Origin of the sequence: Flavobacterium chungangense LMG 26729 (assembly GCF_000735715.2) — a bacterium.
GTDB lineage: Bacteria > Bacteroidota > Bacteroidia > Flavobacteriales > Flavobacteriaceae > Flavobacterium > Flavobacterium chungangense.
Window position 1 is genome coordinate 275,020 of record NZ_JASY01000002.1, and the last position, 15,400, is coordinate 290,419.

Here is a 15,400-nt window from a genome sequence, read left to right on the forward strand (position 1 = left end):
TTTATTTTATATAAATGTCAATTCTATTTTTGTTTGTTGGTTTAGGATATTGGCATTAAAATGCGCGTGTCCTAAATATTCCATGCCTAAATAATCGGCTGATTTTTGAAACGGAATGTAAAAACTATCTTCAATTACATTATCGTGTGAATTTGTAATCACTCCAATTTTTTTTCCTCTTAGCTTTCTTCCGGTTTCTTTTTCAATTCGGATTAAATCTGAAATCCTGTCGAAAAAGACCTTCATAATGCCGCTCATATTATACCAATAAATGGGCGTTGCAAAAATTAAAGTGTCGTACTGTTCGAGAATTCTTCTTAATTAAAGGAAGAAAATCATCCCCTATATTTTTGCTTTCGTAATCATAATAGGATATAGTATAATCACTTAAATTCACTACATCAAGGTTATTTTCTTTAGAAATTTCATCCACAATTTTTGTTGTGTTTCCGTTTTTTCTTGACGAACCTAATATGATGACTTTTTTATTTTCCATCTTCAAATTATCCAACAGATCCTTCTAAAGAAATCTCTAATAGTTTTTGAGCTTCAACCGCAAATTCCATAGGAAGTTTGTTCAAAACATCTTTACTGAAACCGTTTACAATTAAGGCAATCGCTTTTTCAGTCGGAATACCTCTTTGGTTGCAATAAAAAACCTGATCTTCTCCAATTTTACTTGTCGTTGCTTCGTGCTCAATTTTTGCCGATGGATTTTTACTTTCGATATAAGGGAAAGTATGTGCTCCGCAATTGTTCCCCATTAAAAGAGAATCACATTGTGAAAAGTTACGTGCATTCTCAGCTCTTGGGCTGATTTGTACTAAACCACGGTAGCTATTTTGTGATTTCCCTGCCGAAATACCTTTAGAAATAATAGTCGATTTAGTGTTTTTTCCTAAATGGATCATTTTTGTTCCGGTATCTGCTTGTTGGTAGTTATTGGTAACAGCGATAGAATAAAATTCTCCTACCGAATTATCTCCTTTTAATACACAAGAAGGGTATTTCCAGGTTACGGCAGAACCCGTTTCAACCTGAGTCCATGAAATTTTAGCGTTTGTTTCGCATAAACCTCTTTTGGTTACGAAGTTGTAAACTCCACCTTTTCCTTCTTTATTTCCTGGGAACCAGTTTTGAACTGTAGAATATTTAATTTCAGCATCATCCAAAGCGATTAATTCAACTACAGCAGCGTGTAATTGGTTTTCATCACGGCTCGGTGCTGTACAGCCTTCAAGATACGAAACATAGCTTCCTTCATCAGCAATAACCAAAGTTCTTTCGAATTGTCCGGTTCCGGCCTGATTGATTCTAAAATAAGTTGAAAGTTCCATTGGGCAGCGAACGCCTTTTGGAATATAACAGAAACTTCCGTCAGAGAAAACCGCTGAGTTTAATGCTGCGTAGAAGTTGTCTTTTTGAGGTACAACAGTTCCTAAATATTTTTTTACTAATTCAGGATGTTCTTTGATAGCTTCAGAAATTGGACAGAAGATAATTCCTTTTTCTCCTAATGTTTTCTTGAAAGTTGTAGCTACAGAAACAGAATCGACTACAATGTCCATTGCGACATTGTTCATCATTTTTTGTTCATCTACAGAAATTCCTAACTTTTTGTACATTTCAAGAAGTTCCGGATCAACATCATCCAAAGTTTTGTTAGGATCTACTTGTTTTGGAGCTGAATAATAAGAAATGGCTTGAAAATCAGGTTTTTCATAACGGACATTAGCCCATTCCGGTTCAATCATTTCTTTCCAGGCACGAAAAGCCTCAATGCGCCATTCGGTCATCCATTCTGGCTCTTCTTTTTTAAGAGAAATAGCCCTTACAATATCTTCATTTAAGCCAATAGGAAAAGTCTCTGACTCTATATTAGTATAAAATCCGTATTCGTATTCTTTAGTTTCGAGTTCGATTTTTAAATCGTCTTCTGTGTATTTACTCATTTTTGATGTAAAGATTTAAAGATATAATTTTTAAAAAAATCAAATAATTATTCTTTATTAGTCTTGTTATTCTTTATTAATTATAGTGAGAATGATTCCCCGCACCCGCATGTTCTACTTGCATTTGGATTATTGAAAACAAAACCTTTTCCGTTTAATCCACCAGAAAATTCAAGAATTGTCCCGGCGAGATAGAGAAATGATTTTTTTTCAACAGCAATTTGTATGTCATTGTCTACGAAAACTTTATCGTCATCTCCTTTGGTTTTGTCAAATTTTAAATCATATGACAAACCAGAGCATCCACCGCTTTTTACACCTACACGTACATAGTCATGTGAAGCATCAAAACCATCGTCATTCATCAAATCGATGATTTTCTTTTTGGCTGTATCAGAAACTTTTATCATTGTTTTTATGTTTGTTATCTTTTCATTTTTCAATCAGAGTTTTTTTAAAAAAATTACCCTTTTTAAAATACTGAATTTCAATGTCGAAATGAAATTATTTGCAAAGATACGACTTAAAAACCTTTTTCCATAACGCTTCACATTATTATAACAAATGTTAAAATAGATATAAATTATTTTGATAGGATGTTAGTGAGTTTCATTATGATATACAAGATGTTTTTTTAATAGGTTATAATTTTTTATAACCTGTTGGGTGAAATTGATTAAAAAGATTGATTTGATTATAAAAAGTATAAAATCGGGAGTAAAACATCATTTATAACTTAAGGAATTGATGTCATCCAGAGCGGAGTCGAAGGCTTTTGAACACGAAAGGGCTTCGACTCCGCTCAGCCTGACACTTAATTTTTAATTTCACCCAACGGGTTGTTTGTATTAATTATATAAAAAGCGTACTTGTACTTACTTTTAGTAGTAAAATATCGCTATTTTTGCAGAAAATTAAAATAGCTTTATGAATAAATACAATAAGAGTGGGGCAATAAAAGCGATTATTGCAGTATTATTTGTCTTTGGATTTGGAATCACATTTTATATTTTTAGTAATACTTCAACGAATACTTTTAGCTTATTTAATTCTGCTGAGAATAAAAATATGACTGAAATTGATCAAAAATCATTTGCCCAAAAAAGCATATTAGACTCCTTAAATACTTTAAAGATAGCTTATGATGAGGCTTTAATAGAAAAAACAGCTCTGTCACAAGAATTAGAACTTGAAAAGAAAAATGTTGAAAATTTAATGGAAATTATAAAGGCTTCAAAAAATCCTTCCTCTTCACAACTGCAAGTTTACCGAAAACAACTTTCTACTTTGAATATTTCGTTACAGTCAAAAGTTTCTGAAATCAAAAACCTCAAAGCCCAAAATAAAAACCTGTTGACAGAGATTGAAAATCAAAATTCAGCTATGTATCAGCAAAGAATCAAAAATGATACATTGGCATTACAGCGAAAAAAACTGGAATCAACTTTAAAATCAGCTTCAAAATTAGAATTAAATAACTTTAAAGTTATAGCGCTTCACGAAAAAAAATCTGGAGAAGAACTGGAAACTGACAAAGCAAAAAGCACCAGTAAACTAAAGGCTAGTTTCTCCATTTCGGGAAATCCTGTAGCCAAGACAGGTAAAAGAGCTTATTATGTTCAGGTTTTAGATCAGAAAAATGCTGTTTTAGGCGCCGATAAGCTAATTGAATTTAGTAATGGCAAAGCTTTGGTTTATAGCTTTATAGTTGCAATAGATTTCCAGGGACAACCAGTAAATGTTTATGGAGTCTTAAATTCAGACGGAAATGGATTTACAAAAGGCACTTATTTTATTAATTTCTTTGATAAAAATGAAATCATTGCCAGTACTTCTATTACATTAAAATAATTATTTGTTTAAGTTTCGAATTGATCTTTAGTAATAAAAATTGGATTTCTTAGCTTTGTCTAAATCTTAGAATTCAAATTCATGAAACTTTATCCAATAGAATCAGGAAATTTTAAATTAGACGGTGGTGCAATGTTTGGCGTTGTACCTAAAACAATCTGGAATAAAACCAACCCTGCCGATGCTAATAATTTAATTGATATTGCGGCTCGTTGTCTGCTTATCGAAGATGAAAAACGTCTGATTTTAATTGATACCGGAATGGGAGACAAACAATCAGACAAATTTTTTGGTTATTATTCGCTTTGGGGAACTCACTCTCTGGATAGTTCTCTTTTAAAATATGGTTTTCATAGGGACGATATTACCGATGTTTTCATGACACACCTGCATTTTGATCATTGTGGAGGAAGTATACAATGGAATTCTGATAAAAACGGTTACGAACCTGCTTTTAAAAATGCCAAATTCTGGACAAATGAAAATCATTGGGAATGGGCAACAAAACCGAATGCCCGTGAAAAAGCTTCTTTTTTGGCAGAGAATATTTTGCCGATGCAGGAAAGCGGGCAATTAAATTTTGTTGAAAGACCTCAAAGTGATTTTGGTTTCTCAAAAGAATTAGGCTTTGATATTTACTACGTTGATGGTCACACCGAAAAACAAATGATTCCATATATTCAATATAAGGATAAAACGATAGTATTTTGCGCCGATTTGTTAGCGACTGCCGGACATATTCCGTTGCCTTACGTTATGGGATATGATACAAGGCCCTTATTGACAATGCCGGAGAAATCAAAATTGCTAAATGCTGCTGCTGATAAAAATTATTATTTGTTTTTAGAACATGATGCACATAATCAAATTATTACGGTAGAACATACTGAAAAAGGAGTGAGATTAAAAGACGTTTTTACCTGCGAGGATGTCTTATAAAACATAAAAACCATATTTTCAAACTACTGAAAATATGGTTTTAATTTTAAAATGACTTTTGGTTTTATTCTACTATAATTTTTTTAACTATAGTTGCTCCTTCGTTTTCCAAATAAAGATAATAAAGACCACTTCGGAATCCTGCTAAATTAATAGTGTTATTATTTGAACCATTAGTAAACTTAGTTGTTGTTATTAGTTTTCCCAGTGTATCATATACAGTTGCTTTTTCAACAGTACTATTGTCAATATGCAACTCTCCTTTGACAGGATTAGGGTAAACAGCTATTTTGTCAAAAACTGTTTCTGCTATTCCTAACGACGGACAACTTAAGCTATAAGTTGTTGTAGAATTTTTATTTAAAGACCAGCTAGTATTTGAATACGATACATCATCTACCTGAATACAACTTAAATTAGGATTTGAGGAGCAATCCATATAGTTTAAAATAGTGTTGTTGCCGTTTTTTAAATTTAAGTTGATTAATTGATTTTGTTCACATTGTATTTCCTTAATATTAATATTCATAGAAAGATCTAATGTTGTCAATTGGTTAACCGAACAAGATAAAAATTCCAAAGCGGTGTTTTTTGATACATCTAGTGATGTTAATTGGTTAATCGAACAAGATAAATGTTTCAAAGCGGTGTTTTTTGATACATCTAATGATGTTAATTGATTACTCCAACAAGATAAATATCCTAAAGCGGTATTTTTAGAAACATTTAATGATGTTAATTGATTGGAAGTACAAGTTAAACTTTCTAAAGCAATATTTTTAGAAACATCTAATGATGTTAATTGATTGGAAATACAAGTTAAACTTTCTAAAGTAATATTTTTAGAGATATCTAATGATGTTAAATTGCTATGGGAGAAAGATAAATATTTCAAAACTGTATTAGCAGCTGTATCTAATGAGGTAAGAGGGTTTGAATTGCACTCAAGATTTTCCAAGGCTACATTCATGGAAGTATTCAAAGATGTTAATTGGTTAGAAGAACAGACTAATTTTTGCAAAGCAATGTTTTTAGATACATCTAATGATGTTAATTGATTATTGTGGCAGTTTAAACTTGTTAATGAGACAAAATTCTGAATACCTGTCAAATCAGTAATTGCGCTATTTGAAATATCAAGATCAGTTAATTTATCAATATTGTCAGTCAGTACCTGATGATCGGGGCTACCGGAATCAATACCAAGGGCAATTAGTTTATAATGGTAAGTAATTAAGGAATTGGTTCATTTAAAGAAGTTTTTTTAATTTAATTTCCAACCAAAAAATGGTTTGAAAAGCGTAATCGTTTTTGATGATCCGTTCTTTGAATTTGTTGTCATAATGGTAAACAAATGAAAGTTTGATAAACAATAAAACTATGAATGTTATTTACAGAAAAAACAGATGCATAAAAAAATCCCGTTGTCAGGTTATGAAACGGGATTTTTAGTTTATTTATTTTATAACTATTCCACTATTACTTTTTTAACAGTAGCAGCATTTTTATTTGTTAAATATACAAAGTATATTCCTGATGGTAAACCCGATAAGCTAATTGTATTATTAGTGTTGTCAGGGTTTAGTGTAAATGATTTTACTAATTGTCCTGATACATTATAAACAGTTGCTTTTTCTAATGCTATATTTGTGATATTGACTTGATCTTTGGTAGGGTTTGGATAGAGTGCTGCTTTATCAAAAACAGAATCTTCAAGACCTAAACTTCCTTCAACATACACTTGAACATCATCAATTAAAACGTCAAATCCTTCACTGTCAAATGTAGTTACAGAAATACTCAAATCATAAGATATGTTTTGGTCTGGTGTAAAAGTAGTTTCTTTTTGTGTCCAGTCATTGTTTGAGGCAAAAGAATTACTGGAAAGATACGATGCACTTCCGGCTTTCTCCATTTTTAAGCTTATAGGATGTAATCCGTTATAGTTGGAACTAAGATATTTGTATTTATATTTTACGGTATACGTTGTACCAGCTAACATAGGGACCTGAGCCAAAATTTTTGGCCTGGTACTGCTGTTTGCAATAGTTAATTTTGCACTTTTTGTTCCCTCTGAATAATATTGAGTGTTTTGAGAAACATTGTTTTCTGTTGACCAGTTTGACAAAGTCGTGCTGTTGGTCCAGGTTTCAAAACCTCCATTTGGTACTAAATTAGTTTGGGCGAATAAATTAAATGTGCATAAAACACATACAAGGAGTAATTTTGTTTTCATATAAAATTTTTAAAATTAAAGTGGTGCAATAGTATAAAATTTATCTCACAATTTTATTGATTTTATATAAAATATCTTACTTATTCACACCTCCCGTTTTTATTGCAATTATTAAAATCATTTAGAAATTTTTTGTGCTCAAATCGAACAATAAAATGAATCGAAATCGTCGAATATTTTATGGAATATTATTCATTTGTAATTTTATTAGTACGTAAAATATATTTTGAGGTATAAATTTCATAACACAGTGTTAACGGTTTGTTTTTTTGTAACAAAAAAGTATAATTTAGTCCCATCTTTAACTTTACATTAAATTAAATACATGAGTCCTATAAAACCTCTTAATTTATCTGCTTGGGCAGTACTTGTTTTAGCAAGTTGCGGGGCCACTTTACAAGCGCAAGTCTCAACTCAAAAAGAATTTATTACCGCTCCTTTAGTTATTGTTAAAAAAGCACCGGTTACTGAAAATGAATTAAAAAGATGGAGTCATCTTGATTTAATCAAAGATTCTATTCCTGGAATGAGTGTAGACAAGGCATATGCTGAATTACTACAAGGAAAAACAGGTAAAAAAGTAATTGTTGGGGTCGTAGATTCAGGAGTTGATATCGAGCATGAAGATTTGCAGGGAATGATCTGGACAAATCCAAAGGAAATTCCGGGCAACGGAATCGATGATGATAAAAATGGGTATATTGATGATATTCACGGATGGAATTTTCTGGGAGATGTTGTGAAGGAAAACCTTGAAATGACACGTATTGTTAAAAAAGGAGACGACGGTTCTCAACAATATAAAGATGCTTTGGCACAGTATACTGAAAAGTATGAGAAAGCTTTAAAAGATAAGGAACAGGTTGACTTTTTATTAGATGTTCACAATACAATTAAGAAAGAGCTAAATAAAACAACTTACAAGGTTGAGGATTTAGCAACTATTACTTCAACAGATCCAAAAGTGACGAGAAGTAAAATGGTAATGACTCAGATTTTTACAAATGCAGGACCAACTTTTGATCCTGAAGCAGAATTAGAAGATTACAGAGAGCATGTTTATAACGAACTGAATTTTAATTTAAATAAAGATTTTGACGGAAGAAAACCTTTAGGGGATAATGCAGAAGATATAAAAAGCACTAAATACGGAAATAATATTGTGTTTGGACCAGATAAGGAAGAGGCATTACACGGAACTCACGTTGCAGGTATTATTGCGCAGGTTCGTGGTAATAATTTAGGTGGAGATGGTGTTGCCAATAACGTTGAAATTCTGACCGTAAGAGCGGTTCCGGATGGAGATGAATATGACAAAGATATTGCTTTGGCAATTCGTTATGCTGTAGACAATGGAGCAAAAGTAATTAACGGAAGTTTCGGAAAAAGCTTTTCTCCACATAAAAAATGGGTATACGATGCAATAAAATATGCAAAGAAAAAAGACGTTTTAATTGTTCATGCTGCGGGTAATGACGGTTATAATATCGATGAAAAGCAAAACATTAATTATCCTAATGATTCTGAAGATAATATCAAAGAATTTGCAGATAATCTAATAACAATTGGAGCGATTAATAAGGCTTATGGACAAAATGTAGTTGCTAATTTCTCTAACTTCGGAAAATTAAATGTTGATGTTTTTGCACCGGGTGAAGAAATTTACGCTACAGTTCCAAACAATAAATATAAGTATTTGCAGGGGACTTCAATGGCATCTCCAAATGCTGCAGGAGTTGCGACTTTAATTCGTTCTTATTATCCTAAATTAAAAGCTTCACAGGTAAAACAAATTTTGATGGATTCCGGAGTTGCTCTTCCTGTTAAGGTTGTATTAGGTGAAAATTCAGATCCAAATCAGGAGCCTGTTGCAGTTTCATCTGCTGAATCATCAAAAACGGCTAAAATGGTCAATGCTTATAATGCTTTACTATTGGCCGAAAAAATGTCTAAAAAATAAAAGCTAAAATTTTAAAAACTTAAATTACAAGTTTACAGAAAATCTTTTTTTGTAAACTTGTAATTTTTTAAATACCACAGCAATTCAAATGAAAAAAATTATTTTACTATATTTTTTAAGTTTAAGTTTCCATACTTCTTTTGCTCAAAGTACTTCTTACTGGCAGCAACATGCCGATTATAAAATGGAAGTAACGATGGATGTTAAAAACTATCAATATAAAGGAAAACAAGAATTGGTTTACTCCAATAATTCTTCGGATACTTTAAAAAAAGTATACTATCATTTATTTTTTAATGCTTTTCAGCCTGGAAGCGAAATGGATGCCCGTTTGCATTTTATAAAAGATCCGGACGGAAGAATGGTAACTAAAATAAAAGGAGCTGACGGAAAAGAGGTAAAACAAAGCCGTATTGAATCTTTGAAACCAAACGAAATCGGATTCTTAAAAATTACCAACTTCAAACAAGATGGTGCTGTTGCTCAGACAAGAGTTTCAGGAACCATTTTAGAAGTAACTTTGGCTAAGCCAATTTTACCAAGTTCTAAATCCACTTTTACATTAGATTTTGACGGACAAGTTCCGGTTCAGGTTCGCCGTTCAGGAAGAAATAATTCTGAAGGAGTTGAACTTTCAATGTCGCAATGGTATCCAAAATTAGCCGAATTTGATTTTGAAGGCTGGCATGCAGATCCTTACATTGCAAGAGAATTTCACGGCGTTTGGGGTAATTTTGATGTAAAAATCACTATTGACAAAGACTACACGATTGGAGGGTCAGGATATTTACAGGATAAAAACTCAATTGGTCACGGTTACGAAGATGAAGGCGTAAAAGTGGTTTATCCAAAAAAAACTAAGACTCTAACATGGCATTTTATCGCACCAAACGTTCACGATTTTACCTGGGCAGCTGACAAAGAATATACGCATGATATTGTAAAAGGACCAAATGATGTCGATTTGCATTTCTTCTACAAAAACAATCCAAAAACGACAGAAAACTGGAAACAGTTAGAGCCTTTAATGGTAAAAGTGATGGATTATTACAACCACAGAGTGGGTCAATATCCTTACAAACAATATTCATTCATTCAGGGCGGAGATGGCGGAATGGAGTATGCTATGTGTACTTTGATGTTAGGAAACGGAACTCTTGAAGGTATTCTTGGAACAGCTACGCACGAATTGGGTCATTCCTGGTTTCAGCACATCTTAGCTTCAAACGAATCAAAACACCCGTGGATGGACGAAGGTTTTACAACTTACATCGAAGACAGTGCTTTGAATGAATTAGCCGGAGATAAAAAAGTAGAAAATCCGTTTAAAGGAAATTATGCGGCATACTATCAATTGGTGAATTCCGGTAAAGAACAGCCTCAAACTACACACGGTGATCGTTATGATGAAAATCGTCCTTACAGCATTTCATCGTATGTTAAAGGAAGTATCTTTTTATCACAATTAGAATATGTAATTGGAAAAGAGAATGTAGATGCAACTTTAAAAAGATATTTCAACGATTTTAAATTCAAACACCCAACTCCAAATGATATCAAAAGATCTGCTGAAAGAGTTTCCGGGGCAGAATTAGACTGGTATTTGACAGATTGGGCACAAACAACCAATACGATTGATTACGGAATAAAAGAAGTTGCTGATAATTCAGGAAAAACAACGGTTACTTTGGAAAGAATCGGAAGAATGCCAATGCCAATTGATTTAAAAGTGGATTATACAGATGGTACTTCTGAAACGTTCTATATTCCGTTACGAATGATGAATTTCATTAAACCGAATCCAAATCCAAACGAAAAAAGAACCGTTTTGGACGACTGGGCCTGGGCACAATCAAATTACAGTTTTACAATTGATAAAAACAAAACGGCAATCAAAAAAATCACAATAGATCCAAGCGGATTAATGGCTGATATAAAGCCTGCCAATAATGTTTTTGAAGTGAAATAATCTTCAAATTAGAAAATAAAAAAGTCCCGTTTAAATTAATAAGCGGGACTTTTTTATTTTAGGGCAATGAAGATTTAACTCAAATTTTCAATCATAGTCAACGATTTCGAATCAAAAGAATGTTTCCATTCCCAGTCTTTTCTCCCGTGAGATTCATCAATATTTGCCAGGCAGTTGTCTGCGATTTTCTGATGGTAATTATGATTGTAACCTAAGAGATTATCTTTTGATCTAATTATTTAACATAAAGAGTAGCCCAAATGTTTTTACAGATAGTAATGGTGTTGAAATCGAAAAATCAGGTGTACAATAGTATTTTTATCAATGTAATTTAACAATTAAATTACTACCTTCGGACCGTAAAAAACGGCAAATATCAATAATTTTGTCAATTGACACTCTAGAAAAATATTAATAAAAATCACCTGTTTACAAATGAAAATTAGAAAAATCGGAACCAACAATGATTTACATGACGGCAATAATAAAAAAAGAAATCTTTACAAAATTATTTTCGCTTCGATAATCATTCTCTCAACAGCAACTTTTCTTGGTTTTAAATATTTTAAAAAGCCACCTGCCACTATTTGTTTAGACTCAGATACAAAAATCTACGACGAATATAAAGGAGCAGTTGTTCTGATAAAACACAGTTATGGTTATTTTGCAAAAATTAAAGGAAAAGAAATTCAGCTTACTACTGAGGATGCAAAAGAAGAAACGGTTTTCGGAACAGGTTTTTTCGTAGACAGAGATGGAAAAATACTGACTAACAGCCATGTTTTACAGCCATGGAATTCATCAAATGAAGAGCAGGAAAAAACAAATACTACTATAAGAAATCTAGGATTGAAAATTGCTTCAATTCTTACTACTGATGTTTCAGAAGAGGAGTATCAAAGTTTTATAGAAACAAACTGGAAAGTTGCATCTGCTTATGACGAAAGTGAAAGCGAAGGTGATTATGAAGGTGAAGGCGAAAGTGAAGAAACAAGCCAAGAGCCAGCGGGTGAAGAATTTGTTAGTTCAAATGATACACAAGAAGATACAACAACAGTAACAACAGATATTGCAGCTGCTATTCCGGTTAAAGAATATGTATCGAAAGAAGATATTGAGGTATATGTAAAAACGGTAGATATTGCGGTAGCACTTCATGATTCGGATGACCAATGGCTTAGTTGCGAGATCGAAAAAATTTCAGAAGACACCAATATTGATTTAGGCATTGTACGACTAACAGATCATAAAACCCCGGAAAGTGTTGTAAACATCATCAATCTTGACAATGCAGTCGATGATGACGCTTCTTTAAATCCGGGACAAAAAGCAATAATGGTGGGCTATCCTTTAGGGATGGATTTGGCAAAGACAAATTCAGGTATAAAAGTGCAGCTTTATGATGGTAAAATAAGTAAAGAATCAGACGGGAATAAAATTCAATACAGCATCACTTCGACACATGGTGCCAGCGGCGCACCGGTATTTAATGAATGTGGTCAGTTGATTGCGGTCAATTTCAGCGGAGTAGATGAGGTACAGGGTTTTAATTTTGGAATTGTTGCTAAACATATTCGAACTTTCTAATTAGAACCTCTTAAGAATTTATTAGTTTTTCTCCTTTGTAATCAAATAAAAAATCACTTTTTTTAATATGAATAAACTTTTTACTATATGTGCATTAATGGTATTTAGTGCAGTTTTTTCTCAAATCCCAACTCTGGATGTAGAAAATCTAAAAAAACATCCGGTCATTCTGCAGGAAGCAAAAATTGAAACCAAAATTTTGGGGAATCTTGCCACAACAACAGCCATTTACACATTTTACAATCCGGGGGACAGAATTTTAGAAGGCAAACTTACGATTCCGTTACCTGAAGGAGTGAGCATAAGCGGCTACGCTTTAGATATCAACGGAAAATTAAGAGATGCAGTTCCTGTTCCTAAAGAACGGGCTAAGGAGGTATTTGAAAGTATTGAAAAAAGAAATATAGATCCCGGGATTATTGAAAAAGTAGGAGGAAATAATTTCCGTACAAGAATTTATCCGATTCCTGCGCAAGGCAGCAGAACCATTAAGATTACCTATCATCAGGAACTAAAAAATTCTGCTTCAGATTATCACTATTTTTTAAGTTTTGCCAATGCAGTTAGCATTCCAAAATTTAATCTGAAAGTGTTGGTTAATGAAAGTCTCATAACTCCCAAAATCACGGAGAAACCGGATGGAAGTTTTGCTTTTCAGAAACAAGGAAATCAATGGGTTGCTGAGATTAGTAAAGAAAACTTTACCCCAAATGAAAGTCTTAAAGTAGCCATTCCAAAAGCAAATCAATCTTTCAGTGTTTTGCTGCAGAAAGCTTCTGATGACAAATCTTATTTTGCAGCCAGTGTTTCTATGGATTTCCCTGTGAAGGAAAAGCCGAAATCTAATAAAATTGCCATTATTTGGGATAATTCATTCAGTGGATCAAAGAGAGACCATCAAAAAGAACTGGACTTTCTGACTGCCTTTTTTTTCAGTAATAAAGATGTTTCAGTATCATTAGTTCTATTGAATAATATTCTGGAAAAGACAGAAGAATTTACAATTTCCGGAGGAAACTGGAGTGCATTAAAAAATAGAATTGTTGACCTGAAATACGATGGTGGAACTGACTTTGGTGCATTAAAAGAAATTCCAGGAGTAGAAGAATACCTTTTATTTTCTGACGGAATTTCAAATTTTGGTGATTTGACTTTAAAATTCAAGAAACCGCTTAACAGTATTGTAAGTACGCCTACTTCCGACTTTAACCTGCTTAAACTTTTAGCATCGCAATCAGGAGGAAATTTTATTAATCTTAATGAATTAGACACTCAATCGGCGCTGAAAACCTACAAAAAACTTCCGGTTAAATTTTTAGGATTTAAAGAAAATGCTAATATTCAGGAGTTATATCCAAATATTGGAACGGCAGTAAATGAGCCAGTCAATATATTTGGAATCTCGTCTTTAAATTTGGGTAAGCTGACCGCTCTTTTTTCTGTAGGAAATAAAAACTTTGAAATACCTGTAGATTTTAATACAGCTGTTCGGGTAGAAAACTGGCCAATTGCACAATTTTGGGCGCAAAGAAAAATCAATGATCTTGAACTCAATTCGACTCAAAACCGTGATGAAATCAGAAATCTGAGCGAACAGTTTGGGGTGGTAAGTAAGAACACCAGTCTTATTGTATTGGATGATGTCAATGATTATGTGCGATACAGCATCACACCCCCTCAGGAATTATTATCTGAATACAACAAAATCGTTTCAAGAAATAAAAAAGAGATTTTAGAAAGAAGAAAAAACCTTCTGTCTAAATCTTTTGATATAACCCGCGAACTAACGGCCTGGTGGAATACGGAGTTTAAACCTGTCGAAAAAAAGCAGTATCCTAAGATTTCTAAACAAATGGTAAGTGAATCTGCTAACAAAAATCAATCATCTGTACCTGTTTCTGCGGGTTATAATGCTGAAAGCATTGTTGAAGATAGAGCTGTTGCGCAAGCGGAAGTTAAAGCAAAAGGCAAAATAACTTTGGTAGATGTAGAAAGCAAAGAAGAGTATATGAAAGATTTTCAAAATCTGGAGTCCTCTGAGCTGATTTACCAAAAATATCTTGAAAACCGTTCAAAATATGAAAAGCAGGTAACCTATTATTTTGACATCTCTAAATTGTTGTTCAAAAAAGGAGATAAAGCGCTTTCTTTAAAAGTTTTAAGTACATTAGCAGAGCTTGATCTGGAGAATGAAGAATTATACAAAACGATATATTATCTGCTAAAACAGAGAGGCAATTATGAAAAAGAATTGTGGATTACCCAGAAAATTCTGGAATGGAGGCCGTTCGATTCTCAAAGTCACAGAGATTATGCATTGGCCCTGATTGATAATAAAAAACCTCAGGAGGCTCTTAATGTATATAAATCCATGCTGTATCAGGAATATACCGATGAAATTTCAGTAAGAGACAATGGTATAGAGGAGATTTTGATTATGGAAATTAATAATATCCTGAGCCAGAATAAAAATGTTGATGCCAGTAAAATAGATAATCGTTTAAAAGCAAATCTACCTATAGACATTCGTGTTGTAATCAACTGGAATAAAGACAATACAGATATAGACCTATGGATTACAGATCCGAGGGGGGAAGATTGTTCCTATTCTCATAAATCTACAGAAATTGGAGGCAGATTAAGTAATGATTTCACTCAGGGTTTTGGTCCTGAACAGTTTTTACTAAAAAAAGCCATAAAAGGTAAATATAAAATTAAAACCAATTTTTTCGGAGAGAGACAAAATATTCTTTCCGGTCCGGCAACTGTGATGGCAGAAGTATATTTGTACTATTCTGATGGAAGGCAAGAACGAAAAATTGCTGTTTTCCAGAGTCAGAAAGAAAATAAGCGCGAAAGCGACAGTAAAATTCTGATTGGAGAATTTGAGTTTTAGAAAAAAACAT

The 15,400-nt window shown here is 32.9% G+C and carries 12 protein-coding genes; 6 read left to right on the plus strand and 6 right to left on the minus strand.

Annotated features, from left to right (window positions below):
- Positions 1-6 precede the first annotated feature (6 nt).
- From JE46_RS24455 to JE46_RS04370, 4 genes are all read right to left on the minus strand, one after another.
- The gene (locus tag JE46_RS24455) at positions 7-258 is read right to left on the minus strand and encodes a hypothetical protein (protein ID WP_236010634.1); all 252 of its coding nucleotides are present in this window, start codon (positions 256-258) and stop codon (positions 7-9) included.
- 1 nt (position 259) lies between these two features.
- Positions 260-496, minus strand: coding sequence for an NAD(P)H-dependent oxidoreductase (locus JE46_RS24460; RefSeq protein WP_236010635.1), 237 nt, complete (start codon positions 494-496; stop codon positions 260-262).
- A 7-nt stretch (positions 497-503) separates the two neighbouring features.
- The gene (gene sufB / locus JE46_RS04365; RefSeq protein ID WP_031454044.1) at positions 504-1,952 is read right to left on the minus strand and encodes a Fe-S cluster assembly protein SufB; all 1,449 of its coding nucleotides are present in this window, start codon (positions 1,950-1,952) and stop codon (positions 504-506) included.
- Positions 1,953-2,032: 80 nt separating this feature from the next.
- Positions 2,033-2,362 (minus strand): HesB/IscA family protein, encoded by a 330-nt coding sequence (locus JE46_RS04370; protein WP_031454045.1) that lies wholly within the window; start codon positions 2,360-2,362, stop codon positions 2,033-2,035.
- A 517-nt stretch (positions 2,363-2,879) separates the two neighbouring features.
- On the opposite strand from JE46_RS04370, the gene JE46_RS04375 reads away from it, so the two are divergent.
- Positions 2,880-3,803 carry a hypothetical protein gene (locus JE46_RS04375; RefSeq protein WP_031454046.1) on the plus strand — a complete coding sequence of 308 codons (924 nt, stop codon included), beginning with the start codon at positions 2,880-2,882 and terminating at the stop codon, positions 3,801-3,803.
- A gap of 81 nt (positions 3,804-3,884) precedes the next feature.
- On the plus strand, positions 3,885-4,742 hold the full coding sequence (locus JE46_RS04380) for an MBL fold metallo-hydrolase (protein ID WP_031454047.1): 858 nt from the start codon (positions 3,885-3,887) through the stop codon (positions 4,740-4,742).
- A gap of 64 nt (positions 4,743-4,806) precedes the next feature.
- Here the strand turns inward: JE46_RS04380 and JE46_RS04385 are convergent, their stop codons facing one another.
- On the minus strand, positions 4,807-5,763 hold the full coding sequence (locus tag JE46_RS04385) for a T9SS type A sorting domain-containing protein (protein WP_157505875.1): 957 nt from the start codon (positions 5,761-5,763) through the stop codon (positions 4,807-4,809).
- A 447-nt stretch (positions 5,764-6,210) separates the two neighbouring features.
- Complete coding sequence (locus tag JE46_RS24465; RefSeq protein WP_031454049.1) at positions 6,211-6,978, minus strand: T9SS type A sorting domain-containing protein; 768 nt, start codon at positions 6,976-6,978, stop codon at positions 6,211-6,213.
- 325 nt (positions 6,979-7,303) lie between these two features.
- On the opposite strand from JE46_RS24465, the gene JE46_RS04395 reads away from it, so the two are divergent.
- The 4 genes from JE46_RS04395 to JE46_RS04410 all read left to right on the plus strand — a co-directional run bounded on the left by JE46_RS04395 (position 7,304) and on the right by JE46_RS04410 (position 15,390).
- The gene (locus tag JE46_RS04395; RefSeq protein WP_031454050.1) at positions 7,304-8,938 is read left to right on the plus strand and encodes a S8 family peptidase; all 1,635 of its coding nucleotides are present in this window, start codon (positions 7,304-7,306) and stop codon (positions 8,936-8,938) included.
- An 88-nt stretch (positions 8,939-9,026) separates the two neighbouring features.
- Entirely contained in the window at positions 9,027-10,907 is a 1,881-nt protein-coding gene (locus JE46_RS04400) for a M1 family metallopeptidase (RefSeq protein WP_031454051.1), read from the plus strand.
- A gap of 435 nt (positions 10,908-11,342) precedes the next feature.
- The gene (locus tag JE46_RS04405) at positions 11,343-12,494 is read left to right on the plus strand and encodes a S1 family peptidase (protein ID WP_031454052.1); all 1,152 of its coding nucleotides are present in this window, start codon (positions 11,343-11,345) and stop codon (positions 12,492-12,494) included.
- 67 nt (positions 12,495-12,561) lie between these two features.
- Entirely contained in the window at positions 12,562-15,390 is a 2,829-nt protein-coding gene (locus tag JE46_RS04410) for a VIT domain-containing protein (RefSeq protein WP_031454053.1), read from the plus strand.
- Positions 15,391-15,400 lie beyond the last annotated feature (10 nt).

Bases quoted from the DNA above. Each gene is read 5' to 3' on its own strand.
- JE46_RS24455 (WP_236010634.1), bottom strand. From the start codon at position 258: ATGAGCGGCATTATGAAGGTCTTTTTCGACAGGATTTCAGATTTAATC.
- JE46_RS24460 (WP_236010635.1), bottom strand. From the start codon at position 496: ATGGAAAATAAAAAAGTCATCATATTAGGTTCGTCAAGAAAAAACGGA.
- sufB (WP_031454044.1), bottom strand. From the start codon at position 1,952: ATGAGTAAATACACAGAAGACGATTTAAAAATCGAACTCGAAACTAAA.
- JE46_RS04370 (WP_031454045.1), bottom strand. From the start codon at position 2,362: ATGATAAAAGTTTCTGATACAGCCAAAAAGAAAATCATCGATTTGATG.
- JE46_RS04375 (WP_031454046.1), top strand. From the start codon at position 2,880: ATGAATAAATACAATAAGAGTGGGGCAATAAAAGCGATTATTGCAGTA.
- JE46_RS04380 (WP_031454047.1), top strand. From the start codon at position 3,885: ATGAAACTTTATCCAATAGAATCAGGAAATTTTAAATTAGACGGTGGT.
- JE46_RS24465 (WP_031454049.1), bottom strand. From the start codon at position 6,978: ATGAAAACAAAATTACTCCTTGTATGTGTTTTATGCACATTTAATTTA.
- JE46_RS04395 (WP_031454050.1), top strand. From the start codon at position 7,304: ATGAGTCCTATAAAACCTCTTAATTTATCTGCTTGGGCAGTACTTGTT.
- JE46_RS04400 (WP_031454051.1), top strand. From the start codon at position 9,027: ATGAAAAAAATTATTTTACTATATTTTTTAAGTTTAAGTTTCCATACT.
- JE46_RS04405 (WP_031454052.1), top strand. From the start codon at position 11,343: ATGAAAATTAGAAAAATCGGAACCAACAATGATTTACATGACGGCAAT.
- JE46_RS04410 (WP_031454053.1), top strand. From the start codon at position 12,562: ATGAATAAACTTTTTACTATATGTGCATTAATGGTATTTAGTGCAGTT.